This window comes from Pragia fontium (assembly GCF_900638655.1).
In the GTDB taxonomy this organism is placed as follows: domain Bacteria; phylum Pseudomonadota; class Gammaproteobacteria; order Enterobacterales; family Enterobacteriaceae; genus Pragia; species Pragia fontium.
In genome coordinates this window covers 2,826,284-2,850,530 of the sequence record NZ_LR134531.1, presented here as the reverse complement: position 1 = coordinate 2,850,530, position 24,247 = coordinate 2,826,284, and the positions used below count along the sequence as shown (strand labels likewise).

21 protein-coding genes and 6 tRNA genes are annotated in these 24,247 nt (G+C 39.1%); 16 read left to right on the top strand and 11 right to left on the bottom strand.

Going from position 1 to position 24,247, the window contains the following annotated elements:
• Nucleotides 1-41 precede the first annotated feature (41 nt).
• The 9 genes from EL341_RS12335 to rfbD all read left to right on the top strand — a co-directional run bounded on the left by EL341_RS12335 (nt 42) and on the right by rfbD (nt 8,434).
• Nucleotides 42-917, top strand: coding sequence for an NAD-dependent epimerase/dehydratase family protein (locus EL341_RS12335; RefSeq protein WP_074823242.1), 876 nt, complete (start codon nt 42-44; stop codon nt 915-917).
• Complete coding sequence (locus EL341_RS12330) at nt 910-2,202, top strand: MATE family efflux transporter (RefSeq protein WP_074823239.1); 1,293 nt, start codon at nt 910-912, stop codon at nt 2,200-2,202. Before EL341_RS12335 ends, EL341_RS12330 begins: the two co-directional genes overlap by 8 nt.
• Nucleotides 2,199-3,065, top strand: coding sequence for a glycosyltransferase family 2 protein (locus EL341_RS12325; protein WP_074823236.1), 867 nt, complete (start codon nt 2,199-2,201; stop codon nt 3,063-3,065). Before EL341_RS12330 ends, EL341_RS12325 begins: the two co-directional genes overlap by 4 nt.
• A gap of 5 nt (nt 3,066-3,070) precedes the next feature.
• Complete coding sequence (locus EL341_RS12320) at nt 3,071-3,733, top strand: acyltransferase (RefSeq protein ID WP_074823234.1); 663 nt, start codon at nt 3,071-3,073, stop codon at nt 3,731-3,733.
• Between the two features lie 104 nt (nt 3,734-3,837).
• Entirely contained in the window at nt 3,838-4,770 is a 933-nt protein-coding gene (locus EL341_RS12315) for an EpsG family protein (protein WP_164720463.1), read from the top strand.
• 2 nt (nt 4,771-4,772) lie between these two features.
• Nucleotides 4,773-5,915, top strand: a complete 1,143-nt coding sequence (locus EL341_RS12310; protein WP_126467875.1) for a glycosyltransferase family 4 protein — start codon at nt 4,773-4,775, stop codon at nt 5,913-5,915.
• 17 nt (nt 5,916-5,932) lie between these two features.
• Entirely contained in the window at nt 5,933-7,012 is a 1,080-nt protein-coding gene (locus EL341_RS12305; protein WP_074823221.1) for a DUF1972 domain-containing protein, read from the top strand.
• 28 nt (nt 7,013-7,040) lie between these two features.
• Nucleotides 7,041-7,574 (top strand): dTDP-4-dehydrorhamnose 3,5-epimerase, encoded by a 534-nt coding sequence (gene rfbC / locus EL341_RS12300; protein WP_074823218.1) that lies wholly within the window; start codon nt 7,041-7,043, stop codon nt 7,572-7,574.
• The gene (rfbD, locus tag EL341_RS12295; protein ID WP_074823215.1) at nt 7,574-8,434 is read left to right on the top strand and encodes a dTDP-4-dehydrorhamnose reductase; all 861 of its coding nucleotides are present in this window, start codon (nt 7,574-7,576) and stop codon (nt 8,432-8,434) included. Before rfbC ends, rfbD begins: the two co-directional genes overlap by 1 nt.
• Nucleotides 8,435-8,478: 44 nt before the next feature.
• On the opposite strand, the gene cysZ is transcribed toward rfbD, so the two are convergent.
• Nucleotides 8,479-9,246: a sulfate transporter CysZ gene (cysZ, locus tag EL341_RS12290; protein ID WP_074823210.1), complete on the bottom strand. Its 768-nt coding sequence runs from the start codon at nt 9,244-9,246 to the stop codon at nt 8,479-8,481.
• Nucleotides 9,247-9,464: 218 nt separating this feature from the next.
• On the opposite strand from cysZ, the gene zipA reads away from it, so the two are divergent.
• From zipA to EL341_RS12275, 3 genes are all read left to right on the top strand, one after another.
• A complete protein-coding gene (gene zipA, locus EL341_RS12285) occupies nt 9,465-10,349 on the top strand; it encodes a cell division protein ZipA (RefSeq protein ID WP_074823478.1) in 885 nt (294 codons plus the stop codon).
• Between the two features lie 86 nt (nt 10,350-10,435).
• Complete coding sequence (gene ligA / locus EL341_RS12280; protein ID WP_074823207.1) at nt 10,436-12,457, top strand: NAD-dependent DNA ligase LigA; 2,022 nt, start codon at nt 10,436-10,438, stop codon at nt 12,455-12,457.
• Nucleotides 12,458-12,460: 3 nt separating this feature from the next.
• Nucleotides 12,461-12,679: a DUF3820 family protein gene (locus EL341_RS12275; RefSeq protein ID WP_047781601.1), complete on the top strand. Its 219-nt coding sequence runs from the start codon at nt 12,461-12,463 to the stop codon at nt 12,677-12,679.
• 231 nt (nt 12,680-12,910) lie between these two features.
• Here EL341_RS12275 and EL341_RS12270 read toward each other — a convergent pair.
• The 5 genes from EL341_RS12270 to EL341_RS12250 form a co-directional block, all read right to left on the bottom strand.
• Nucleotides 12,911-12,997: transfer RNA gene (locus EL341_RS12270), tRNA-Leu, on the bottom strand.
• A 106-nt stretch (nt 12,998-13,103) separates the two neighbouring features.
• A tRNA-Lys gene (locus tag EL341_RS12265) sits at nt 13,104-13,179 on the bottom strand.
• A gap of 6 nt (nt 13,180-13,185) precedes the next feature.
• Nucleotides 13,186-13,261 (bottom strand) — tRNA-Val (locus EL341_RS12260).
• Between the two features lie 37 nt (nt 13,262-13,298).
• A tRNA-Val gene (locus EL341_RS12255) sits at nt 13,299-13,374 on the bottom strand.
• A gap of 38 nt (nt 13,375-13,412) precedes the next feature.
• Nucleotides 13,413-13,488: transfer RNA gene (locus EL341_RS12250), tRNA-Val, on the bottom strand.
• Between the two features lie 247 nt (nt 13,489-13,735).
• Between EL341_RS12250 and gltX the strand changes: the two genes are divergently transcribed.
• Nucleotides 13,736-15,151: a glutamate--tRNA ligase gene (gene gltX / locus EL341_RS12245; protein ID WP_047782719.1), complete on the top strand. Its 1,416-nt coding sequence runs from the start codon at nt 13,736-13,738 to the stop codon at nt 15,149-15,151.
• Between the two features lie 208 nt (nt 15,152-15,359).
• Nucleotides 15,360-15,435: transfer RNA gene (locus EL341_RS12240), tRNA-Ala, on the top strand.
• Nucleotides 15,436-15,485: 50 nt separating this feature from the next.
• Here EL341_RS12240 and EL341_RS12235 read toward each other — a convergent pair.
• The 3 genes from EL341_RS12235 to EL341_RS12225 all read right to left on the bottom strand — a co-directional run bounded on the left by EL341_RS12235 (nt 15,486) and on the right by EL341_RS12225 (nt 19,464).
• A complete protein-coding gene (locus tag EL341_RS12235; protein ID WP_126467873.1) occupies nt 15,486-15,716 on the bottom strand; it encodes a hypothetical protein in 231 nt (76 codons plus the stop codon).
• 92 nt (nt 15,717-15,808) lie between these two features.
• On the bottom strand, nt 15,809-18,529 hold the full coding sequence (mgtA, locus tag EL341_RS12230; RefSeq protein ID WP_126467870.1) for a magnesium-translocating P-type ATPase: 2,721 nt from the start codon (nt 18,527-18,529) through the stop codon (nt 15,809-15,811).
• 236 nt (nt 18,530-18,765) lie between these two features.
• A complete protein-coding gene (locus EL341_RS12225) occupies nt 18,766-19,464 on the bottom strand; it encodes an MgtC family protein (protein ID WP_074823202.1) in 699 nt (232 codons plus the stop codon).
• Between the two features lie 745 nt (nt 19,465-20,209).
• Between EL341_RS12225 and EL341_RS12220 the strand changes: the two genes are divergently transcribed.
• Nucleotides 20,210-20,713: a ClbS/DfsB family four-helix bundle protein gene (locus EL341_RS12220; protein ID WP_047781599.1), complete on the top strand. Its 504-nt coding sequence runs from the start codon at nt 20,210-20,212 to the stop codon at nt 20,711-20,713.
• Nucleotides 20,714-20,977: 264 nt separating this feature from the next.
• A complete protein-coding gene (locus EL341_RS12215; RefSeq protein ID WP_047781598.1) occupies nt 20,978-22,207 on the top strand; it encodes an Nramp family divalent metal transporter in 1,230 nt (409 codons plus the stop codon).
• A 149-nt stretch (nt 22,208-22,356) separates the two neighbouring features.
• On the opposite strand, the gene chaA is transcribed toward EL341_RS12215, so the two are convergent.
• Together chaA and pagP are read right to left on the bottom strand one after the other, a co-directional pair.
• Entirely contained in the window at nt 22,357-23,466 is a 1,110-nt protein-coding gene (gene chaA / locus EL341_RS12210; RefSeq protein WP_047781597.1) for a sodium-potassium/proton antiporter ChaA, read from the bottom strand.
• 173 nt (nt 23,467-23,639) lie between these two features.
• Nucleotides 23,640-24,194, bottom strand: coding sequence for a lipid IV(A) palmitoyltransferase PagP (pagP, locus tag EL341_RS12205; RefSeq protein WP_047781596.1), 555 nt, complete (start codon nt 24,192-24,194; stop codon nt 23,640-23,642).
• Between the last annotated feature and the right edge of the window lie 53 nt (nt 24,195-24,247).

Genomic DNA, 24,247 nt, shown 5'->3' with positions numbered 1-24,247 from the left:
TTTGATAATGAGGGGGCGAATTATTTTCGCCCAAACTTTTTATGAAAAAAAAAGTTATTTTGACCGGTGCAACTGGTTTTATTGGATATAATTTAACGAAAAAACTTAAAGAGTCAGGATATATTGTTGGGGCTTTTGTTAGAGATAAGAATTATAAATCTAAATTTATCGACTATATAAGAAGTTATCACGAGAGTAATGTTTTTTCTTCTACATATGAAGAGTTTAAACCTGATATAACTATTCATTTAGCTACTTCATATAAAAATGATGTTAATCAGTTAATAGATAGCAATATATTATTACCAATTAAATTACTTGATGAAATCTCTAAACAAGATGCAAAAAAAAGAAAGTTTATTTCTACAGCATCTTATTGGCAATTAGGCGATAAAAATACACCGAATATACCTTTGGATAACTATGCATCATCTAAGGATGCATTGTATTCATTTTTGAAACAATATTCATATTATAGTAATGTTGATATTGTAGAATTATTTATTTATGGTACTTATGGTACCAGTGATGGTAGGGGTAAAGTTTTAGATTATATTTTAGATTGTGCAAAGAGTGATATTAAATGTGAATTATCTAAAGGTGAACAAGTTTTAAATCTTGTACATGTTGATGATGTATGTAATGCGTATATGTTATCAATAAAAAGATTATTAGAATTTAATATGGATGATGTGGAGCGTTATGGTGTTTATTCCAAGTGTTCATGTACATTAAAAGATATTGTATCAGAAGTAAATAAGTCACTAGGAAGAGAGTTTGATGTTGACTTTGGAGCAAAATCTTATAGGGATAGAGAAATATTTTTTCCACAATATCCATATGGGCTTGTTCCTGAATGGAGACAACAAATTGGATTATTTGACTATATCAATAAAAGTATAAAATTAAATGATTGATGTTAAAGCCATCTTATTTGCTAACGCTGGTGCAATGTGGAAAATATTATCAGGGCCTATAACACTCTTATTTATTGCCTCTGGATTAGCTCCCGTAGAGCAAGGTATATATTTCACATTTATTTCCATTGCTGCAATACAACAAGTATTTGAATTGGGTTTTAGTGTTGTATTGGTTCAGACTTACGCAAGTCAAAATAATTCAAGGAAATACTCTGACTTCTCTAATGATATAAATGTTAAAGGATTGCATGTATTTTCTATTGTAACGTATTTTCTTATTGCTCTGGTTTTTTATATATGTGCTTATAATTATGGCATTTATATTTTTAAGGATGTTCCTGAATTTGATCATTTGACTTTGATTTGTTGGCGATGGTATTTGTTTTTTATTGCTATAAGTCTATTAGTTATTCCGTTTTATTCTCATATGGAAGGTGGATTGCTTGTAAGAAATGTATACAAATCAAGATTTATATCGATAGCTCTATCTTCCTCTATATTATGGACTTTGTTGTTTTTTAATTATGGTCTAATTGCTTTAGTGATATCACAAGCTGTGCTTGTGTTATCACAGTTTATTTCAATAAGAAAATATATTTATAATTCATGTATAAATATTTTTAAAAAAAGAGATATCCTTTATATAGGATTTATTGAGTTTAAAAAAGCTTCTGGTTTTCAGCTAAAATTGGCTCTTGTTTGGGCTACTGGCTATTTTTATTGGAATAGTTATAATTTAATATTTTTTAAATTGGTAAGTCCAGTATACGCTGGGGTCTTTGGTATGACTTTTGCGTTATTTAACGCATTTAGTGTTATTGCTCAAAATATTGTTTTAGTTAATAGAGCTAAAATTAGTAACGCAATAACATCTAATGGAATAGATAATGCATTAAGAAGTTTTAAATGTTTACAATATGTATCTATAGTTGTTTTTCTGATATGTATAACATTTCTATTTTTGTTAAAGTTTATTCTTCCACACTTTTTTATATTTAATCGAATATTAGAAACTAATAGCATGATTCTTTTAAGTATCATGTTTTTTTGTACAACAGCAATATGTAACTATGCAACATTTACGCGTTGTTTTGGTATAGAAGCATTGTTCAAGTTAAGCATTATAATGAATGTTATTATTCCTGTTATTACACTTTTATATACTAAGTTTATCGGGTTAGATGGTTTACTCATTTATATTGCATTAGCTCACGTTATTTTTTTATTGCTTTCGATAGTAATTATTCGCAATTTCATTATAAGAACTCGTTTGAAAATATGAAAAATTTAACTATTTGTATTCCTACCTATAATCGAGAGAAGATAGTATGCAATCAATTAAGGTCTATTTTAGAGAATGTGCCAAATAATGATGTAGAAATAATGATAAGAGATAATGCTTCTGATGATAATACTTATGAATCTTTATCTGAAATAATTAGTTTAAGCGAGCGAAAACAGATTACACTTTCGAAGAATTTAACTAATTTAGGGTTGGTTGGTAATATATTAAGAATGTTAGAAGATGTAAATACCAAGTTTGTTTGGTTTGTTGGTGATGATGATGTTTTACATCCTGAAGTATTTGATTTAGTTAAAAAGGAATTAATGGATATAAATGATTATGGTGGGCTTTTTTTGAATTATAAGTGTATAGATTCTGAAGGGAATATTGTTAAAACCAGAGCGTTCCCTATTAATTATAATGATAAAACTTTAATTGATATTTTTAAAGAATGTGATGCAACGATGATGTTCATTACTTCTATGATATATAAGACTAATATACTTAAAGAAGTGGTGGCTTTTTCTTGTCCTGATAATCAAAGAATTACTTTTCCTCTTTATGCTGCACTTTATACTGATATCAAATATAGAGTAAAATTAATAGAAGATAATTATATTGATGATCAAGTTTCAGGTATTAGCTGGAAGAAAAGATATATATCTGTACGATTATGGGAGGTTCCTTATGAGATTTTCAGGTTGCATTCTCTAGGAATTAAAAAAACTAAAATTATTAATATTATTTTTAATTATTATTTGTTGAATAGACGATTTTTAGCTGGATGCTTTTTACGAATATTTTTTCATGAGTCAATAATTGAAAAGTTAAGTAGGACTATAAACAAAAAGAAGAGATAATATATATGAAAATAGGATATGAAGATAATAATGATATATTTGTTACTATTAGTATATATATAATGATTTTAATCAAAGTTTTCAGAGGGTATTTTATTCGATTTGTTAGAAGAGCAAATTTCTCTGGGGTGGTTTTAATTGGTAGAAGAGTCAGTATTATTGGAAGAGCCAAACATTTAAATGTAGGGCATGGAACTAAAATTGAACAAGATTGCATAGTACAGACTATAGCTAACTATGGAATAACTTTAGGCTCTTTCTGTACTATTGGTCAAGGGACAATGATAAGGCCTTCAAGTCTATATCGTGGTACTCAAGGTGAAGGTTTTTCTATGGGAAATGGTTCGGCAATAGGTGTTTATTCTTATATTGGCTGCGCAGGAAATATTATTATTGGAAATAATGTATTGGCAGGGCCAAGATTGACATTAATAGCTGAAAATCATTTATTTGACAGTGCCAATATCGATATAAAAGATCAGGGAGTTAGTCAACAGGGAATTATTATTGAGGATAATGTTTGGATTGGGGCTAATGTTACTATTTTAGATGGGGTAACTGTAAGTCGTGGGGCTATTATTGCTGCTGGAGCTGTTGTTATTAGGAGTGTTCCTCCATATGCAGTTGTTGCTGGAGTACCTGCCGTAATTAAGCGAGTAAGGGAATAATGTATTTTATTAGTTTATATTTTATTTCTTTATTTCTCTATGGGCTAAACTGTATTCAAAAAACGGTCTTGTCGGGATTCTTAATAGTATTATTATGGTGTTTATTGATAGCATCAAGAGATATTTTTTATGGGCAAGATATGGTGATGTATTACCATATCTTTTTAGACTCTAATTATTATAAATTAGATGAGTTAGGGTTAAATTACCTAAATGACTTCATTTCATTCTTTAGTAATGATTTTTTCTTTTTTTCTATTGTTTATGCTGTAATCATTAATTTTTTACTACTTTATCTATTAAAGTTATGTGATAGAGAAAATTATATATTGTTATTTATTTTTTTTACTAGCTATTTCATTTTTTATCAACTTAATTTTAATATTTATAGGCAAGGGTTAGCTATTATTATATCCTTGTTAGGTTTATTACTTTATTCAAAGAATCGGTTATTTTTATTATTATTGTTTGTCGCTATTCTTTTCCACAAGGCTGCAATTTTAACGTTAGTTTTTTTTATACTGTCCTTTATAAAATTTAGACGTTATTATTGTCTGATTGGTCTTTTTATCTCATTGATTCCTATTCCTGATAACATATATATTTTTCTTGCTGAGGTCGTGGGAGAATATATACCAATACTTAAACAATCATTAACCGAGTATATTAGAGTAGTCAGGGTAGGAGTTATTGGTGCAGCATCATTAGATCAAAAAAATATCCCAATCATAATTTCTCTTTTATTTATTTATTTTTCAAAAGTAAAAATAAATAAATTACAAGAAAATATTTTTATTGTTTATGTTTGGGGGGTAATATTTGCTTCTATATTTAAAGGGAATGTTATTATTTATGATAGAGTTCTCCTATATTCACAAATCTTATTTCCTTACGTTTTGTTTTTTATATTAAAAAATATTTTTCCTAGTAAAAATAAAGTATTGTATGTTTCACTGGCCTCAGTTCAAGTACTGATTACTGTCCTTATTTGGGGGCCAAGAAACTTTCTTCCAGATTATTTATTTTATATGTTTTGAAAATGAAAAAAATAATATTTGTACACCCAGTTGATGATCTTTATGGTGCAAGTAGAATTCTTGCTTATGTTATAAACTCTTTAGATTCTGAGGAATATGATTGTGACATTATTGTGCCTCGTATTTCAGGGGATTTACAGTCAATAATTAAGAATCCATCAGTTAAATTTGTAGAAATGCCCTGTTTACCTATTATACACCGAAAAATGTTTACTCCATTGGGAGTATTAAAGTGGGTAATTAATAATTTTAAGTTTTATAGTTTTTTGAGAAAGAATAAGGGGTCTATAAAGCTTGTTTATGTTAATACCTTTGCATGTTTTTCTGTTTCATTTTTATCTAAGTTATCTTCTTTATCTGTGCTAACTCATTGTCATGAAGTGTTAGATAACTCACCTCATGGAAAATTTATTTCTTATTGTTCTAAGAAGTTTTCAGATGTTGTTGTATGTGTATCAAATAGAGTAAAAAATTATGTAAGTGGTATTGATAACAGTAAGAATGTCTTACTAATATATAATGGTATTCCCGATGTTGAATGTTATAAACAGAGAGAAACATTCTCCAGGCTCGATAAAAATGACGTATATAATTTTTATTTGGTAGGAAGGGTTATGCCAGAAAAAGGGCATTGGTTTTTGCTAGATACAATAAAAAAATTGCCCTCTTCATTACTTAAAGGTGTTAAGTTTCATATTGTTGGTGATAGTCCTCCAAATAGAAAGGGATTGTTTGATGAATTTAAGAATGAAGTAAATAAGAATAATTTAAATGAATGTTTTGTGTTTCATGGTTTTATTCAGGATATTTCAGAAAATTTATCAACTTGTTGTGATGTTTTACTCGTTCCATCCATCATGGCTGATCCGTTTCCAACTACTGTTTTAGAAGGACTAAGAGCTGGTATCCCTGTTATTACAACTAATAACGGTGGTGCGGCAGAGATTATAGAGAATGGTGTTAATGGCTTTCTTATTGAACCCGGTAATATAAATGAATTTGGTGATATTATTACGAAAATTTTAGATGATAATATGGACCTACTTAAAGTTTCAGTTTTTGCAAGACTGAGTTATGAAAGAAATTTTTCGCTAGATAATTTTTCAAAATCGATTGTCAAGATTATTGCTACTTGTATAAAATAATGGAAAATATAACTTCGATGAAATCAAAATGTAAAGTAGCAGTTATAGGCACTGTTGGTGTTCCTGCATGTTATGGCGGATTTGAAACACTTGTTGATAATTTAATAGATAATAAAGAGCTTGATTATATAGTTTTTTGCTCTTCAAAATCCTATAGTGAAAAACTTACATCATATAAGGATGCTTCAACTGTCTATATTAATATTAATGCTAATGGTATTTCTAGTATTTTTTATGACATTATCTCTCTTTTCACTTCAATAAAATATAAACCTGATTCTATTCTTCTTTTGGGGGTATCTGGTGCCATTGCCCTTCCTGTTTTTAGACTGTTTTCTAAAGCAAAAATTATAACAAATATAGATGGATTGGAGTGGCGTAGAGATAAATGGGGGAAAGGGGCGAAATTTTTTTTAAAAATGTCAGAACGTATAGCTGTTAAATTTTCTGATGTTATAGTTTCGGATAATCAAGGTATATCAGATTATGTTACTAAGGAATATAAAAAAGATTCTGTAACTATTGCATATGGTGGTGATCATGCAAATATAATTAATGATATAGATGTATCTCATGTTTTACCCTATAACGAGCAGTTTGCTTTATCTTTATGCCGTATAGAGCCAGAAAATAATGTTCACATTGTGCTTGATGCATTTAGTAAAACTTCAGAGAATCTTGTTTTTATAGGTAATTGGAAAAATAGTGAATACGGTATTAATCTGCTATCAAAGTATAGAAATAATAAAAATATAACTATGTTAGATCCAATATATGATGTTTCTATTCTTTCTCTATATAGAAGTAAGTGTAAATACTATGTCCACGGACACTCAGCAGGAGGTACAAATCCTTCTCTGGTTGAGATAATGCACTTTTCAAAATTAATATTAGCCTTCGATTGTAATTACAATCGATATACTACAGAAAATAATTGTTATTATTTTTCAACGAGTGATGAATTAATCAATATATTGAATGATATTTCTGATTCAGAACGTTATTTTTGTGGAGATAGAATGAAAAAAATAGCAGAAAAAAAATACACTTGGTCAGTAATATCTAATGAATATGTGAAGATTTTAATGAATAATTAAATATATTATCTATTATTAGAGTATAAATATGATTGTATTAAACACAAAAATCCTCGGTGTAAAAATTATCCAACCTAAAATTTTCGGTGATGCCCGAGGTTTCTTTCTTGAGACTTACGAAAAAAAACGTTATCAGGAAATGCTAGATATTGATCTTGAATTTGTTCAGGATAATTATTCTCGTTCTCAGAAGGGGGTGTTGAGAGGTCTCCATTTCCAACATTCTAATCCTCAGGGTAAGTTAGTTCGCGTTGTTCGAGGGGAGGTGTTCGATGTCGCGGTTGATATTCGTCCTGACTCTCCTACATTTGGTCAATGGGAAGGGGCTATTCTTTCAGAAGAAAATAAGACTCAGTTTTGGATTCCTCCTGGCTTAGCTCATGGTTTTGTGGTCTTATCCGATCTTGCTGATTTTGAGTATAAATGTACGGATTATTATAATCCGGCAAGTGAAGGTTGTTTAATTTGGAACGATCCAAATGTTGCTGTGGATTGGCCTATTGATAATCCGATACTGTCAGAAAAAGATAAATTAGGTAAAACATTTAAGGATCTTTTTTAATGCGAGTATTGCTTACAGGTGCTGATGGGCAATTGGGACGATGTTTTCAAGATCGGGTACCGAAAGATTGGATTATTCTGCAGACTGATGCAAAATCTTTAGATATAACCGATCGTGTGGCTGTATTTGATGTAATCGATTCTTTTAAACCCAATATTATTGTCAATGCTGCTGCTTATACTGCTGTAGATAAAGCTGAATCAGACTCCGACATAGCAACGTTAGTGAACGTTATTGGTCCACAAAATCTTGCAGAAGCAGCACTTATATCAAATGCTAAGCTTATACATGTTTCGACAGATTATGTTTTTGATGGCCGAGCAGTTACACCTTATAAGGAAGAGGATATAACGAATCCTCTTGGAGTATATGGCTTAACAAAACTCAATGGTGAACAATCAGTCTTAGAGGTAAATCATTCAGCTATTATTATTCGCACAGCTTGGGTGTTTAGCGAATATGGTAATAACTTTGTAAAAACGATGCTGAGATTAGGAGCCGATCGCCAAAGCTTATCTATCGTTGCGGATCAACGAGGGTGTCCGACGTATGCTGGAGATATTGCTAGGACTATTGTTCAATTAATAGAATATGGCGACGTTAAAGGTGGAGTTTACCATTATTGTGGTGATAAAGAGGTTAGCTGGTTTGAGTTTGCTAAGGCTATATTTGAGCAGGCCAGAAATGCCGGCTATGCAGGAAATCCTGAAGTTAAAGAAATTACAACTGATGAGTATCCAACGCCAGCTGCCCGACCAACTTACTCCGTTTTAGATTGCCAAAAAATTAGGCAGTATCCCAATATATCTGAATCTGACTGGCAAGCTGCTCTGTCAAATATATGTCGTAAATTGATTTAATTTTAGTATATGGCCCAATATATAATGGGCCATATTAATTCTAATTATTCCCCAATCAATCCAGCCCTATACCTATCCACCCACATCGCCGTAGCTCCACATACTGCCACCGGCATGATGAATAAATTCAGAAACGGCACCATGGTGAATAAGCTAACGACGGCACCGAATTGTAGGTTGCGGAGTTTGTCCTGACCTAATGTTCGTTTCATCTCTCCAAAGCTGACCTTATGATTATCGAATGGATAGTCACTGTATTGGATTGAAAGCATCCAGGCACTAAAGAGAAACCATAAAACAGGGAACACGATCTGGCCTATTCCTGGGATAAAGTAGAGTAAGAGCAGTAATAAAGCACGTGGCAGATAGTAAACTAATTTCAACCACTCTCTTTTCATGATTCGGGGTAAATCTTTGATCAGATCGACCATGCCGGTATCTGCTGAAGGTTTCCCGCAGAGCTTGGCTTCCAGTTTTTCGGCCAATAAGCCGTTAAACGGTGCGGCTATCCAGTTGGCTAACGTACTAAAGAAGTAGCCAAAGATGAGTAAAATAGTGATAACAGCCACTGGCCATAATAGATAGCTTAACCATTGCAACCAATTGGGTACATAGCTCATAATAGCGGGGATCCATACACCTAATTGGTTGTATAACCACCAGAATGCACCGCCAATTAAGGTAATATTGATTAATAGCGGTATCAAAACAAAACGTTTAATGCCGGGAAGGGTAACCAGCTTAAACCCTTGTGTGATATAGTGAAAGCCACTTTTGGATGTTTGATTAAGTTTGTCAGAATGTATGGTCATGCATTAAAAGTTCCAGTTATAAGCGCAAATCAGGTTATCATAATCTATGATAAATATATTACGAACTTTGTGAAGATGAAAAAGTAAGCAAAAAAGTAAAGAAGTTGTATTTATTATTAATAAAAACAAGCCTAGGCTTGCACTTGGATACGCGGACAAATAGATTAGTAGAGTAAATGTTTGCCGCGGTGGCATGTATTAGAAAAGCAGAGATAGCAATGATGCAGAATTTGCGTCTAGTATTGATAGTAGTTGGAGCAATAGCCATTTTAGCGTTGTTAATACACGGCTTATGGACAAGTCGTAAAGAGCGCTCGTCAATTTTTCGTGATAAGCCGTTGAAGAAACGGAGTATAACGCAGAAAGTTGAACAATCATTTGAGTCACTTGACGAAGGTGTTGGTGAGGTACGAGTACGTCATATCTCCGCACAAACTCAGGCATCCGATCCTTTATCTATGCCGGAAGTCGAGCCGACAGTTGATCCTTTGATTGTTCATGATGAAATGGAGAAGCAACCGTTAGTTAATGACCATCAGGAGGAGGTTTCTCCCGTCCAGATGTCTTTCGACGATGTTTTAGTTGAAGAACCGGTTAAGTCTGCCCCAGTTGAATCTGAAATTATTCCTGTTCCTGAAAATGTACAGCAGGAAACCAAAGCTCAGGTAACGGATAAGTTAAAAGAGTTGGTGATTGTTCTGCACGTTTCAGCGCTTAACGGCGGCAGTATTGCAGGTGAGCCGCTACTGCAAAGTATTCTTCATGCAGGATTTAAATTTGGCGCGATGGGAATATTTCACCGCCATGTCGATCCAGCAGGTAGCGGTCCGGTGTTATTTAGTCTGGCAAATATGGTCAAGCCGGGTTACTTTGATCCGGAACATATGGCTGATTTCTCTACGCCAGGCGTATCAATGTTTATGATGGTGCCGTCCTACGGTGATGCACATCAGAACTTTAAACTGATGCTGCAATCAGCCCAGCGTATTGCTGATGATGTCGGTGGTGTGGTACTTGATGAAGCGCGTCATATGATTACGCCACAGAAGTTAGAGACCTATAAGGCTCAAATCAGAGAAGTTATCGAAAATACGGCCAAGTAGCTGTATTAGCCAAGGTGTAATTTAATTACCTATTTATTCAATAAAACCTCCGCTTGTCGGGGGTTTTTTATCATTATCGGTGAGTTATGGAATCTCTTAAACAACGCTTAATTCAGCTTTGCAATGAACTTCGTCATCACGAGTACTTGTATCACGTACTCGATGCGCCGGAGATTCCTGATGCAGAATACGATCGTTTAATGCGTGAATTACGGGATATTGAGGCTGAGCATCCTGAATGGATTACTGATGACTCTCCAACCCAACGGGTAGGGGCTGCTCCTCTTTCTGCATTTGATCAGGTCACCCATGAAGTACCGATGCTGTCCCTGGATAACGTCTTTGATGAGCAAAGTTATTTGGCATTCGATAAGCGTCTGCACGACCGCCTGAAGAGTGATGAAGAGATTACATTCTGTTGTGAGCTAAAGCTGGATGGTTTAGCCGTCAGCCTGCTTTATGAGAATGGCAAGTTAGTGCAGGCGGCGACGCGTGGTGATGGCACTACGGGGGAAAATATTACCTCCAATGTGCGAACTATCGGGGCAATTCCACTTCGTTTGAATGGCGATAATATTCCACAGCGTCTCGAAGTGCGCGGAGAGGTATTCATGCCTCAAGCCGGTTTTGAAAAGCTGAACGAACACGCTCGTCGTAATCATGAAAAAATCTTTGCCAACCCACGTAATGCGGCCGCTGGTTCTTTACGTCAGTTGGATCCCCGAATTACTGCTAAAAGACCGTTAACCTTTTTCTGTTACGGTGTTGGTTTGATTGAAGGTGGGGAGCTGCCAAACAGCCATTGGCAGCGGTTGATGCAGTTTAAGCAATGGGGATTGCCGGTTAGCGATCGCATCCGTTTGTGTAAGAGTAGTCAGCAGGTACTGGAGTTTTATCAGCAGGTACAGGAGCAGCGCGCTAATCTGGGTTTTGATATTGATGGCGTAGTGATTAAAGTCGATGATTTGGCTCTTCAGGAAAGATTGGGGTTTGTAGCGAAGGCTCCCCGTTGGGCAACTGCGTTTAAATTTCCGGCTCAGGAGCAAATGACGGTTGTTCGTGACGTAGAGTTCCAAGTGGGACGTACCGGTGCCATTACTCCAGTGGCTCGTTTGGAGCCGGTTACTGTCGCGGGTGTTACCGTCAGTAATGCTACTTTACACAATGCCGATGAAATCGCTCGGTTAGGGCTATGTATTGGCGATACTGTGGTGATTCGCAGGGCAGGGGATGTTATCCCTCAGGTTGTTGGGGTTATCGCCTCAGAGCGGCCTATAGACGCTAAAGAAATCGTGTTCCCGACTCACTGTCCGGTTTGTGGCTCCAACATTGAGAAAATTGAAGGTGAAGCGGTTGCTCGCTGCACTGGTGGTTTGGTTTGTGGTGCTCAGCGAAAAGAGGCGCTGAAGCATTTTGTTTCCCGCCGAGCAATGGATGTGGAAGGGATGGGGGACAAAATTATTGAGCAACTGGTGGATAAAGAATATGTCCATACACCAGCGGATCTATATCGTTTATCTATTGGTGTTCTGACGCGTTTGGAACGCATGGGGCCTAAATCGGCACAGAATCTCATTGCGGCATTAGATAAATCAAAAAATACCACATTTGCTCGCTTCCTGTTTGGTTTAGGTATTCGTGAAGTTGGTGAAACTACGGCATCCAGTCTGGCCAGCCATTTTGGTGATTTAGATTCGCTTCAGGCGGCGGATATAGATGCATTGAAAGAGGTGCAGGATGTCGGTGAAGTTGTGGCTAAACACACGTTTAATTTCTTTCGAGAAGAGCATAATCAGAAGATTATTAGTGAACTGACGGGGCCGGAGATTGCCATTCGCTGGCCGGCACCAGTAGTTATCGTTGCGGAAGAGATTGATAGTCATTTTGCCGGTAAAACTGTTGTGCTCACCGGATCGTTAAGCCTAATGTCCCGTGATGATGCTAAAGCCAGATTGATAGCGCTTGGGGCTAAAGTGAGCGGCAGCGTATCTAAAAAGACCGATATAGTGATTGCTGGCGAAGCGGCGGGTTCCAAGTTAGCGAAAGCTCAGGAACTGGGCGTTCCGGTGATTGATGAAGCTGAAATGATACGTTTGCTGGATGAATAGCGGATGCTAGAAAAAGAACATTTGATTCAAATTGCCAATACGCCAATGCCCTTTGGTAAATACAAAGGGCGAATGTTGGTAGATTTACCTGATGAGTATTTGCTCTGGTTTGCGAAAAAGGGATTTCCTGCGGGTGCTTTGGGGCAACTTATGGAGTTGACTTTAGCCCTTAAGATAGAGGGATTGGATAGTGTGATTAGGCCTCTAAAAGGTACCAGATAAGTTGAAGCCTCTTTTCTGTACTCCCGAGAAAATGAGTACAAGGAAGAGGCTGCTGCTCATTTAGCTGCTTTCAGACGTATGCGTTACAGATGTTGTCGTGTTTTTTTGTCATTAACGTGTTTTTGCTTTAGTCAGAGCAAGGCGTCATAGAAACAATAGAAAATTGTCTATAGAGAGAAAGTACAGGAATTGGTATTAAAGGGAACTGAGGAAGATAAGAATAATTAGAAATGGTGCCCGGGGCGAGACTTGAACTCGCACGGCGTTGCCGCCGAGGGATTTTAAATCCCTTGTGTCTACCGATTCCACCACCCGGGCATGACGATACTGCTATAAAAAAAGCGCCTTATGCGCTCTTAATATTCGACTTGAACCTTTAGGTTCTCATCCAGCATAATTTAATCTTTCAAACTACGCTTTAAATTGGTGGGTCGTGCAGGATTCGAACCTGCGACCAATTGATTAAAAGTCAACTGCTCTACCGACTGAGCTAACGACCCAATATATGGTGGGTGATGACGGGCTCGAACCGCCGACCCCCTCCGTGTAAAGGAGGTGCTCTACCAACTGAGCTAATCACCCAAACTTTATACTCTACTTCACTGCGCAACATAAGTCATGGTGGGTGATGACGGGCTCGAACCGCCGACCCCCTCCGTGTAAAGGAGGTGCTCTACCAACTGAGCTAATCACCCAAACTTCATACTCTACTTTTACTGCACATCACAAGAAATGGTGGGTGATGACGGGCTCGAACCGCCGACCCCCTCCGTGTAAAGGAGGTGCTCTACCAACTGAGCTAATCACCCTTCTCGTGTGGAGGTGCATTATAGGGAACAGACTAATTGAGTCAATGATTTTTTCAATGAAACGTACTGTTCGTCGTAAATTTAGACAGTCGGCATCGATTTTTTCATATTATATCGCTTTTGATAGCGCTCAGAACATTGAGGATTCAGTCCGGGATGATAGAATGTGCGCCACTAATTGCGAAAGACAGATATGAAATTGATATTTGCTGACTAAATCCTGCAACAAGGCTAACGCTCAATGTCCATGAAAATAAAAACACGTTTTGCTCCAAGTCCAACGGGCGATCTACATGTAGGTGGTGCTCGTACAGCGCTTTATTCCTGGCTTTTTGCCCGTCACTTTGGCGGTGAGTTTGTTTTACGTATTGAAGACACCGATCTTGAACGTTCAACCCAGAAAGCGATTGATGCCATTATGGATGGTATGAACTGGTTGAATATTGACTGGGATGAAGGTCCATATTTTCAGACTAAGCGTTTTGATCGTTATAACTCTGTGATTGATGAAATGCTAACGGCTGGAACGGCGTATAAATGTTATTGTTCCAAAGAGCGTTTGGAAACGTTACGTGAAGAGCAAATGGCGCGGGGTGAAAAAGCGCGTTATGACGGCCATTGCCGCGATAGTCAATGTTCACATAGTGCTGATGAGCCACACGTAGTGCGTTTCCGCAATCCATTAGACGGTTCAGTTATTTTTAACGATCAAATCCGTGGCCCGATTGAAATTGCTAATCAGGAACTGGATGATTTGATTATTCGTCGTACTGATGGTTCACCGACCTATAACTTCTGCGTAGTGATTGATGATTGGGATATGGAAATTACCCATGTAATACGCGGTGAAGATCATATCAATAATACCCCACGTCAGATTAATATCCTGAAAGCTTTGGGCGCGCCGGTTCCTGAATATGCTCACGTTTCGATGATTCTCGGGGATGATGGACAGAAATTATCCAAACGCAATGGCGCAGCCAGCGTTATGCAATATCGCGATGCCGGTTATTTACCTGAAGCTTTATTGAACTATCTGGTTCGCTTGGGTTGGTCTCATGGCGATCAGGAAATTTTCAGCATTGATGACATGAAGCAACTTTTCACTCTGGATGCGGTGAGCAAGTCGGCCAGTGCTTTTAATACCGAAAAGTTACAGTGGCTGAACCATCATTATATTAATCATTTACCGCCAGAGTATGTTGCTGTTCATTTGTCGTGGCATATTCATGAGCAGGGTTTTAACACTCAGAATGGTCCTCAGCTGGTTGAAATTGTGAAACTGCTGGGCGAGCGCTGTAAGACGTTAAAAGAGATGGCGCAGTCTTGCCGTTATTTTTATGAAGAGTTCGATGAGTTCGATGCAGATGCGGCGAAAAAACATTTACGTCCGGTTGCTAAAGAGCCGTTGGAGCTGGTTCGTACTAAATTAAGTGCTATCAGTGATTGGACGCTGGAAAACGTTCATCAGGCCATTGAGAATACGGCGACAGAGCTGGAAGTCGGGATGGGTAAAGTGGGTATGCCACTTCGCGTTGCCGTGACTGGCTGTGGTCAATCTCCAGGAGTCGATGCAACGGTACACGCAATTGGTCAAACGCGTAGTTTGACTCGTATCGATCGTGCATTAGCTTTTATTGCTGAGCGTGAAGCCCAACAATAATAATGACAGCTCGTTGAGAAGTACTTAATAAAAACCGGGTGGTAAAAAGCCCGGTTTTTATGTTTTGTGGCGTATAAATCTACCGGTTTGTTCTCTTTTTCAGCATTCAGTTTATTTATGTGAATTACTGATTGACAGACCTCGCCTATATTTCATATTATGCGCCCGTCTTAACGATGTTGTTACCAGATATACATCGTGTGATTTTGGGGTTATAGCTCAGCTGGGAGAGCGCTTGCATGGCATGCAAGAGGTCGACGGTTCGATCCCGTCTAGCTCCACCAAATTAAAGAAAGCCGACTTAATCGTCGGCTTTTTTGCGTCTGGGAACTTGCTATTGTGAAGTTCGCTTGCCCTTTAACTTTCTCTTTTCTCTTCTTAATTTTAGTTGAATCAGCGCCTGTCTAACCAAATGGGTCGAGTAAGCGACGTTATTGATTGCCTGCTTCGAGCTAAGTAATCGTAGATGATAACCATAGAGGGTACAGCGCATCAGAATATGCGCAGACCATATTGTTAAACGCATGCGCAGTGCCTCAATGAAAGAATAATCGATATTTCTCATTTTCTGCCTCCCGCCTATTTGGAATGGCGCCGGTGTTCTTTCTTTTATCTGGCGTTATATCCCGCGCAGTGGCGGGATATGAGTGGTTACTATCAGAACCAGCGACCAAAGCGGCGGATATAGAAGCGTTTCATCATTTGTGCCACAACGCAGTAGCTAAACAATGTCCCTACCAACCATGGGAAATATGACCACGGTAGCGGTTGCAGTCCGACGACATGACCAAGTGGAGAGAAGGGGATATAGATACCAATAGCCATAACCAAACCGGTCATTAGCATAACTGGGAGCGCTGCCCGGCTTTGAATAAATGGAATCTTCTGGGTGCGTAGCATATGTACCACCAGCGTTTGTGATAGCAATCCTTCAATAAACCAGCCTGACTGGAATAAGGATTGCTGGTCTACGCTATTCGCTGAGAATACGAACCACATCAAAGCAAAGGTTGTAATATCAAAGATGGATGACGTTGGCCCAACCCAGATCATAAAGCGGCCGATGTTTTTAGCATCCCATTTACGCGGTTGGCGTAAGAACTCTTTGTCCATCTTGTCCCATGGTAATGACAGTTGAGAAATGTCATACATCAGGTTTTGAATCAGCAAATGAATCGCTAACATCGGTAAAAATGGAATAAATGCGCTGGCAACCAACACGGAGAATACATTGCCGAAGTTGGAACTGGCGGTCATGCTCAGGTATTTAATGATATTACCGAAAGTTTCACGTCCTTTAATAACGCCGGCCTCCAATACCATCAGATCTTTTTCTAATAGAATAATATCTGATGACTCTTTAGCAATGTCGGTTCCGGTATCAACAGAAATACCTACGTCTGCATCTCTTAACGCTGGCGCGTCGTTAATACCATCACCGAGGAAGCCAACGGTGTGTCCTTTGGACTGTAAGACTCGCAGAATACGTGACTTTTGTAATGGGGACAGTTTGGCAAATATTGTGCGTTGTTCGGCCTCGGTTGCTAAGGCTTCATCGCTGAGTAGTTCAACTTCGTTACCCAATAGCGGGATACCTGGCTCAAGCCCAACATCTCGGCAAATTTTACTGGTAATTATTGGGTTATCACCAGTCAAAACTTTAACCACTACGCCGTTTTCACGTAATGCGGCAATGGCTTTAGCGGCACTCTCTTTCGGTGGATCAAGGAAGGTCAGAAATCCTTTGAGGATCAGATCGTGTTCATCACTCGCGCTGAACTGGGTACGATGTTCTGCGGTGGAAAGTTCACGCACGGCGAGAATCAGTACGCGAAATCCCTGCAGATTATAACCATTGGCCTGTTCCAGTAAGGCCTGACGGCCAGCCGAATCTAAAGGGAGGATAGCGCCGTTCTTTTCTATATGGCTACAGACGGAGAGCATTTCTTCAACCGCGCCTTTGCAAATCAGCAGTTGGTGCTGTTTTTCATCTTGCACCACAATAGATAAACGACGGCGTACGAAATCAAAAGGGATTTCGTCCACTTTTCTGTAGCGCCGCATGGCGTCAATTTCCGGTTTTCCCTCAGCGAAATGAATAATCGCCCGATCCATCAGGTTTTTCATACCATCCTGATGAAAACTGTTTAACCATGCCAGATTAAGGATTTCACTCTTATTCTGTCCGTTAACATCAAGATGCTGTTCCAGAATAATGCGATCCTGCGTCAAGGTACCGGTTTTATCCGTACACAGGATATTCATCGCGCCAAAGTTCTGAATTGCGTTTAGTCTTTTAACCACAACTTTACGGCGAGACATGGCGATAGCGCCTTTAGCCAGATTAGCGCTGACAATCATCGGCAACATTTCTGGCGTTAGGCCAACGGCAACGGCTAGCGCAAATAGTGCGGCTTCACCCCAATCACCTTTGGTAAACCCATTGATTAACAATACAATCGGTACCATAACCAGCATAAAACGAATTAATAGCCAGCTAACGCTATTTACTCCACGGTCAAAAGAGGTTTGAGTTCGGCTACCCACGATAGATTTAGCCAGTGAACCAAAATAGGTTTGAGCACCCGTAGCCACCACCACTGCAGTCGCTGTTCCGCTGGTAACGTTAGTCCCCATCAGACAGATATTCTGCATTGCCAGTAAATCATCGGTATTCGTATTAGGCTTAACGGTGTCATTGGATTTCAGAATCACGTCACCAAGGGTGTCATACTTTTCAATCGGTAATGATTCACCGGTTAACACCGCTTGGCTAATATAGAGATCTCTGGATTCAATAATTTTGACGTCAGCAGGCACCATATCGCCCGCAGAGAGAAAAATGATATCGCCTGGCACCAGCTGCTGAATATCAATTTCGTGTTTCTCTGGCTGAGAGAAATCTTGTTTGCGTCGTAAAACTGTCGCGGTGGTGCGAACCATCGATTTCAGGGATTCCGCCGCTTTGTTAGTACGGAATTCCTGCCAAAAGCGCAGAAGAGCACTGAGTAATACCATCACAACAATGATAGTCACACCGGTCAGTTCTGTTTCTTCACCCTGTTTCATGGGCATCCAATAGTCAGTATAGAAACTGATGGCGGCCAGAATCAGCAGGATAAAAATAAACGGGTTATTAAATGCCTGAATCAGTTGAATGATAGCGGCTGGCGCTTTTTCATGAACGACCTGATTTTTACCATGAAGTTCCTGACGGTCTTTGACTTCATCTTCGTCCAGCCCTTGTCGGTTAGTCATCAGGTTTGACAGGGTTCTTTCCAGATTATTTTTAGCTTCTCTTTCAATAATAAAAGGGGCCTTATTTTTTTCATTAAGGCGCATTTTTTTATGGTTATTATTGTTGTTTATATATTTCATAGCACGTATCTCTATATACAACTTTTCTATATTTTAAGCGTAGGAATCCCGCCTTAATAAATAAGGTGAAAATTCGTTGCGATGAGTTATTTTTTTATCAGGGAAATACGTGGATATAGCCCAGATAAATTAAGGTGGAGGTTTCCCCGGTGGTTCTGACATAGATACTCCTTATTCAACGAGTTATATCCGATCTTATATTTACTATTAACGATAAGATCGGATTTTAATTATGGTTAAGCAGGTTGTTCAGAAACAATTTGCCATTGAACCGCACTAACGCTTTTCTCTAAGCTGACACGGCAAACGATATTCTCAATATCTTTTTGTTCTGCCGGAGTGCCCGATATTTCTGCACAAACATTTAATAAGCCGGACTCAATGACATCGGCGCTGTAAAGCGAGCATAGACGAATGCTCATAGAGTTAACCGCCTGTAAAATCAGGGTTCTGACCATGATTTCATCTGCCGGGCTACAGGTAATTTGAACTCTATAACGTACATCCAACTCGGTTGCATGTTGCTGCGGCTGTAAATTGATACGCTGAGCAGCTTCGCGCAGTAGGATATTGGCGCAAAGAATGACGAGCGTAGCGACGGCTGCCGTCCAATACTGGCTTAAACCACATAACACACCAATGCCAGCGGAACACCATAGGGTTGCGGCGGTATTCAGGCCGCGGATGTTCAGCCCTTCACGCATAATCACGCCAGCGCCGAGAAAGCCGATGCCGGAAACAATCTGTGCCGCAATCCGACCAGGGCTATCCGGTGATGTTGTTGCTGCGCTGAGAATAAATACCGCTGCACCGGTTGCAACTAATGCGTTAGTACGTAAACCAGCCATACGCTGACGCCATTGGCGCTCGGCACCGATAAGTGCGCCGAAACCCATAGCGAACAGTAAATTTAAAACAAGAGGAGTCAATGCCATGATTCCCTCCGATAAATACAGGAAGAATAATCATGTGCTATTTAGCACACAGAAAAATATCCTCAGTTAACACTGAGTATCAATGTGCAGTTGAGCCTGGAGGAAAGAGTGCGTAGCTGTAAGTTAACATATTCATTATCCGAAAAAATCCATAACAGTTGATATCTGTCAGGGAATATTTTTTATTTCGGGGATACAGCACGTCAGAAATGAGAAGTGATGTCGCCCGCCGTTTCGGCAAGCGACTAAACATCGAAGAGATTGGTCAGCTTGCCTTAATTATGTCGCTATAGTTAATACTGTCCAATTATTTTTTATCTCCACGAAAAATTTCCCGAAATATAACAGTGAAAATTTGGGAAGTAAAGTATTGAATTATCTTCTGGCGTTAAAATATTTAATTTAAGTGATAAACCGGGATTAGCTTATTCAAATCAATTGTAGAGTTAGTGGTATGGTAATAATTAACACACACTTTTATAGGTGTTTTTATATAGTGGTGAAAACTATTATGGAATTTCTCTAGAGGAGGAGAGGGTAAAAAAGTATTTAGCCTAAATATGAGGCGACTAGCGTTTTATCAACATGTTAAGGGACTTTTGGTGGTATGAGATGTGGATCCCTGCCTACCTCTCATTTTCGTTTGTTTTTTCGTCAATTTGCTGCGTCATTGCACCAAATCAATACGATACGGTAATACCTTTAGATATGATGAGGATATCGGTTATCTGAGAGAGAAGACGTTATGCCTCGGCCAACGAATAAACAACAGTTATTAAGCTTGAGTGATGAAAACTATTTTAAAATTGTGGTGTTAATTGATTCCTTGCCCGAGAGTGTGCTGGAGATGGTGTTTCCATTTGAGGATAGGGATCGCAATATTCGTGATGTTATGGTTCATTTGTATGAATGGCATTTGATGATGTTACGCTGGTATGGGGAAGGGATGGCAGGTAAAAAGCCGATTATGCCAGCGGAAGGGTATACCTGGCGTACGACCCCTGAATTAAATCAGGCCATCTGGCAGAAGTATCAGGCGATGAGTCTGGAAACTGCGCGCCTGAAGCTGAATGCCTCTCATCGGGAATTACAATCGCTGATTATGTCCCATAATGATCAGCAGTTATTTACTAAAAAGTATTACCCATGGACTGGAAGCGCTTCTTTAGGTTCCTACTTCATTTCGGCCACGTCCAGCCATTATGATTGGGCACTAAAGAAGCTCAAACGCTTTCAGAAAAGTTTCTAATTAAAACCGGCTATTGTTAATTTTTTCATTATTTATTGTTACAGCTCATTGGTTTTTTGTTATATAGATGATGTGGGTTTTATCGTGCTGTATTATAATATCCCTAGAACTTGCGTTGATAAGGTAACGTCTTCTTCTATTTCCTGACGTGACATGTTACCCGGCTGTTTAGTTGCGCCTATCTTAGCAATCAGTTTAATGATCTTGTTATTTAAATAAGAATCATTATCATTAAGGTGTGGTGATTATTCGGGAGGGATAATAATGTCGGATTCAGGTGTCGCAGTGCGCTCAAGCAAATTATCAAGAAAAATAAAGCTTTCATTGATGGGGCCAGCCTTTATTGCTGCGATTGGTTATATTGATCCCGGTAACTTTGCTACCAATATCCAAGCCGGCTCGGCGTTTGGTTATCAGCTGCTTTGGGTTGTGGTTTGGGCCAATATTATGGCGATGGTGGTTCAGTTATTTTCCGCCAAGCTGGGGATTGCTACCAACAAAAACTTGGCAGAGCATATTCGCGATCGCTTTCCTCGCCCGGTTGTTTGGTTTTATTGGGTTCAGGCCGAACTGATTGCTATTGCTACCGACTTGGCTGAGTTTATTGGTGCCGCCATTGGCTTTAAGCTCTTATTGGGCATAAGTTTATTAAATGGTGCCATTATCACCGGTATCATTACTTTCCTTATTTTAATGCTGCAAAGCCGTGGAGATAAGCCGCTGGAGCGTGTGATTGGCGCATTTTTGCTGTTTGTTGCTGGCGCTTATATTATTGAACTGGTTTTCTCTTCTCCTGATATTGCTGAACTTTCCACCGGGATGTTATTGCCTGGTTTACCTAATAAAGAGGCCGTTTTTCTGGCTGCGGGCGTATTAGGGGCAACCATTATGCCTCACGTTATTTATCTTCATTCCGCTTTGACACAAAACTCCAAAGGGAGCCGTGCGGAACGCTATTCTGCGACTAAATGGGATGTCGCTATCGCCATGACCATTGCTGGTTTTGTGAATTTATCCATGATGGCGATGGCCGCCGCGGTGTTCCATTTTAATGGCCAAACTGGTATTTCAGAGTTAGATCAGGCATACGTTACGTTAGAACCATTGCTAGGGAAGTTTGCTACTGTCACTTTTGGTCTCAGTTTAATTGCTGCCGGACTTTCTTCTACTGTGGTGGGGACGATGGCGGGTCAGGTAGTGATGCAAGGCTTTATCCACGTGCGTATTCCGTTGTGGGTACGTCGTAGTGTAACCATGCTCCCTTCGTTTGTTGTCATTCTGTGTGGCATGGATGCAACGCGTATTCTGATTGTCAGCCAGGTTTTTTTAAGCTTTGGCATCGCGTTGGCGCTAATTCCACTGCTGAGTTTCACCGGCAACCGCCAGTTGATGGGTGATATGGTGAACAGTTTTATTATGCAGAATATTGGTCGGATTATTGTGGTGCTGGTAGTAAGTCTGAATCTATATCTGATTGTGAGTTTTTTGATATAAATTGATTTTTGTGGGCTTAACGGTGCTGAAATAGCATAAGAGCATTGAGTTATTTTAGGTTCATTGCTATTCATGTCTAGAGACTGAGAAAAATCAGAGTGAAGTAAAAACGCCACTTTTGAGTGGCGTTTTGTTTGCAATTTAACGCGTTATCCCATCATTAAAACCAACAGATAAGCAACAAATATTGCTAAATGAGCAGCGCCGTTTAATACATTGGTTCTGCCTGTGGCAAATGAGCTTTGGCATAACAGCAATATACTCACTAACAAAACGATATTCGGTGTTGATAGACCAAATACCAGACTTTTACCGGTTATAAGAGAAATAACTACAACAGCTGGAACGGTTAGGGAAATAGTGGCTAATACTGAGCCGAAAAACAGATTCATTGCTCGTTGGACTTGGTTCGCCATTACCGCTCTCAGTGCGCCAAGCCCTTCTGGGGAGAGAATCAATAATGCAATCAGAAAACCGGTAAATTGCGGTGGAGCATGCAACTCGGTTAATAAATACTCTAATGAACCAGCATTAATCTTAGTAATGGCAATGACTGAAATGAGGTGAATGACTAACCAGACCGCATGCCATGCGTTGCTATGGATTGATGGTTTACCGTGGTGGCCATCAGGGCCATCTCCTTCATCTTCATGCTCATAAATAAAGAGATTTTGGTGAGTTCTGGTCTGAATCGTCAAAAATACCAGGTACATAGCAGCAGATAAGAGCGCAATGACGATTAGCTGGCCTGATGTGAAAGTACTGCTAGCCAGAGTAGCAGGGAGCACCAGAATGATAATTGCTAAGGGTAATAGTGCGGTGAGGTATTGTTTAATGCCTGCCAGATTAACATGCTGGGTGGCAAATTTTCGGCCACCCAGCAACAATGATATGCCGACTAATCCACCCATCACAATCATAATGACGGAGTAGAGTGTATCTCTCATTAGGGTAGGTCCGGTATCACCGGTTACCATCAGCGCTGAGATCAGGCTGACTTCGAGAATAACGACCGCGAGACTTAGAATTAATGAACCGAAAGGTTCTCCTAGTCGGTGAGCCAGAACATCCGCATGGCGAACAACGCTGAATGCACTGCCTAAAATAGTGACCAGTGCCAGAAGATTGATTAAAACAGTAATCAGAAGGCTGGTGCTGTGCTGTAAATATAACAGTACTGGAATAGTGAACATCGTCAGAATAAGTGAATATTCTTTGTGACGCGTTTTCAAGGAAGGATGTGGTTGAGCTTGATCCATAAATTCTCTCTATAGCTAATAAAGCCATCAGGCAATAGCGTTAAGCGCTATTAATATTCCATCTATGACTAATAATAATAGAATTTCAGTAACAGGATTGAAAAAAATCAGGCAGGTCACGTTAATCTACCTGAAGAAAGGGGGTTAACGTGACCTGCCTGAGGATATTTTAGCTAGAACTGCCAGCGAGCCCAGGTAAACAATACGTTGCCGTTATTATAGGTACCGGGGATATACGTGTTTTGTATCGCAAATTTCTTATATTCAATTGAAAATAAGGGCAGCGGTAGAGGTATTGGAATATAGTTATATTCATGTCGAGCGGTAACCGCTGCGGTAAAGCCTAATCCCAGTCGCCAGTCATTATTGCTCCCCAGATACCAGTTCTTTTGGTAGCCATAGCCAATAATGGGTTCTATCTGATTGTGGGAGTCCTGAAATTCCATCGCGTAAATAGAATGCCAGTTACCATCACTGTCAAAACGTGAAACGCCATAGCCGATTCCCCACGGTCTCTCGTTATAGGAGTCCGTTTTCTCTTTATCGTACGTTGCACGGTTGTGCCACGTATTTAAAGGAACGTACAGATCTCTGGTTGGGGAATTCCATGTTTCTTTAACGTTATTCTTAATGCTTGCCCAAATACCATCATCTGCCGCCTCTTCAGCGACGGTATTGAATGATAAGGTCAGCAAAAGAGCTGTAGTTGTGATAATAACGCCTTTCATTTTATTTTTTGTATTCCAGTTTTCATGTCCATATATCGCATCTATCCCAATGA

Excerpts from the sequence above, each read along its gene's own strand:
- EL341_RS12335 (WP_074823242.1), top strand. The coding sequence starts at position 42 with ATGAAAAAAAAAGTTATTTTGACCGGTGCAACTGGTTTTATTGGATAT.
- EL341_RS12330 (WP_074823239.1), top strand. The coding sequence starts at position 910 with ATGATTGATGTTAAAGCCATCTTATTTGCTAACGCTGGTGCAATGTGG.
- EL341_RS12325 (WP_074823236.1), top strand. The coding sequence starts at position 2,199 with ATGAAAAATTTAACTATTTGTATTCCTACCTATAATCGAGAGAAGATA.
- EL341_RS12320 (WP_074823234.1), top strand. The coding sequence starts at position 3,071 with ATGAAAATAGGATATGAAGATAATAATGATATATTTGTTACTATTAGT.
- EL341_RS12310 (WP_126467875.1), top strand. The coding sequence starts at position 4,773 with ATGAAAAAAATAATATTTGTACACCCAGTTGATGATCTTTATGGTGCA.
- EL341_RS12305 (WP_074823221.1), top strand. The coding sequence starts at position 5,933 with ATGAAATCAAAATGTAAAGTAGCAGTTATAGGCACTGTTGGTGTTCCT.
- rfbC (WP_074823218.1), top strand. The coding sequence starts at position 7,041 with ATGATTGTATTAAACACAAAAATCCTCGGTGTAAAAATTATCCAACCT.
- rfbD (WP_074823215.1), top strand. The coding sequence starts at position 7,574 with ATGCGAGTATTGCTTACAGGTGCTGATGGGCAATTGGGACGATGTTTT.
- cysZ (WP_074823210.1), bottom strand. The coding sequence starts at position 9,246 with ATGACCATACATTCTGACAAACTTAATCAAACATCCAAAAGTGGCTTT.
- zipA (WP_074823478.1), top strand. The coding sequence starts at position 9,465 with ATGATGCAGAATTTGCGTCTAGTATTGATAGTAGTTGGAGCAATAGCC.
- ligA (WP_074823207.1), top strand. The coding sequence starts at position 10,436 with ATGGAATCTCTTAAACAACGCTTAATTCAGCTTTGCAATGAACTTCGT.
- EL341_RS12275 (WP_047781601.1), top strand. The coding sequence starts at position 12,461 with ATGCTAGAAAAAGAACATTTGATTCAAATTGCCAATACGCCAATGCCC.
- gltX (WP_047782719.1), top strand. The coding sequence starts at position 13,736 with ATGAAAATAAAAACACGTTTTGCTCCAAGTCCAACGGGCGATCTACAT.
- EL341_RS12235 (WP_126467873.1), bottom strand. The coding sequence starts at position 15,716 with ATGAGAAATATCGATTATTCTTTCATTGAGGCACTGCGCATGCGTTTA.
- mgtA (WP_126467870.1), bottom strand. The coding sequence starts at position 18,529 with ATGAAATATATAAACAACAATAATAACCATAAAAAAATGCGCCTTAAT.
- EL341_RS12225 (WP_074823202.1), bottom strand. The coding sequence starts at position 19,464 with ATGGCATTGACTCCTCTTGTTTTAAATTTACTGTTCGCTATGGGTTTC.
- EL341_RS12220 (WP_047781599.1), top strand. The coding sequence starts at position 20,210 with ATGCCTCGGCCAACGAATAAACAACAGTTATTAAGCTTGAGTGATGAA.
- EL341_RS12215 (WP_047781598.1), top strand. The coding sequence starts at position 20,978 with ATGTCGGATTCAGGTGTCGCAGTGCGCTCAAGCAAATTATCAAGAAAA.
- chaA (WP_047781597.1), bottom strand. The coding sequence starts at position 23,466 with ATGGATCAAGCTCAACCACATCCTTCCTTGAAAACGCGTCACAAAGAA.
- pagP (WP_047781596.1), bottom strand. The coding sequence starts at position 24,194 with ATGAAAGGCGTTATTATCACAACTACAGCTCTTTTGCTGACCTTATCA.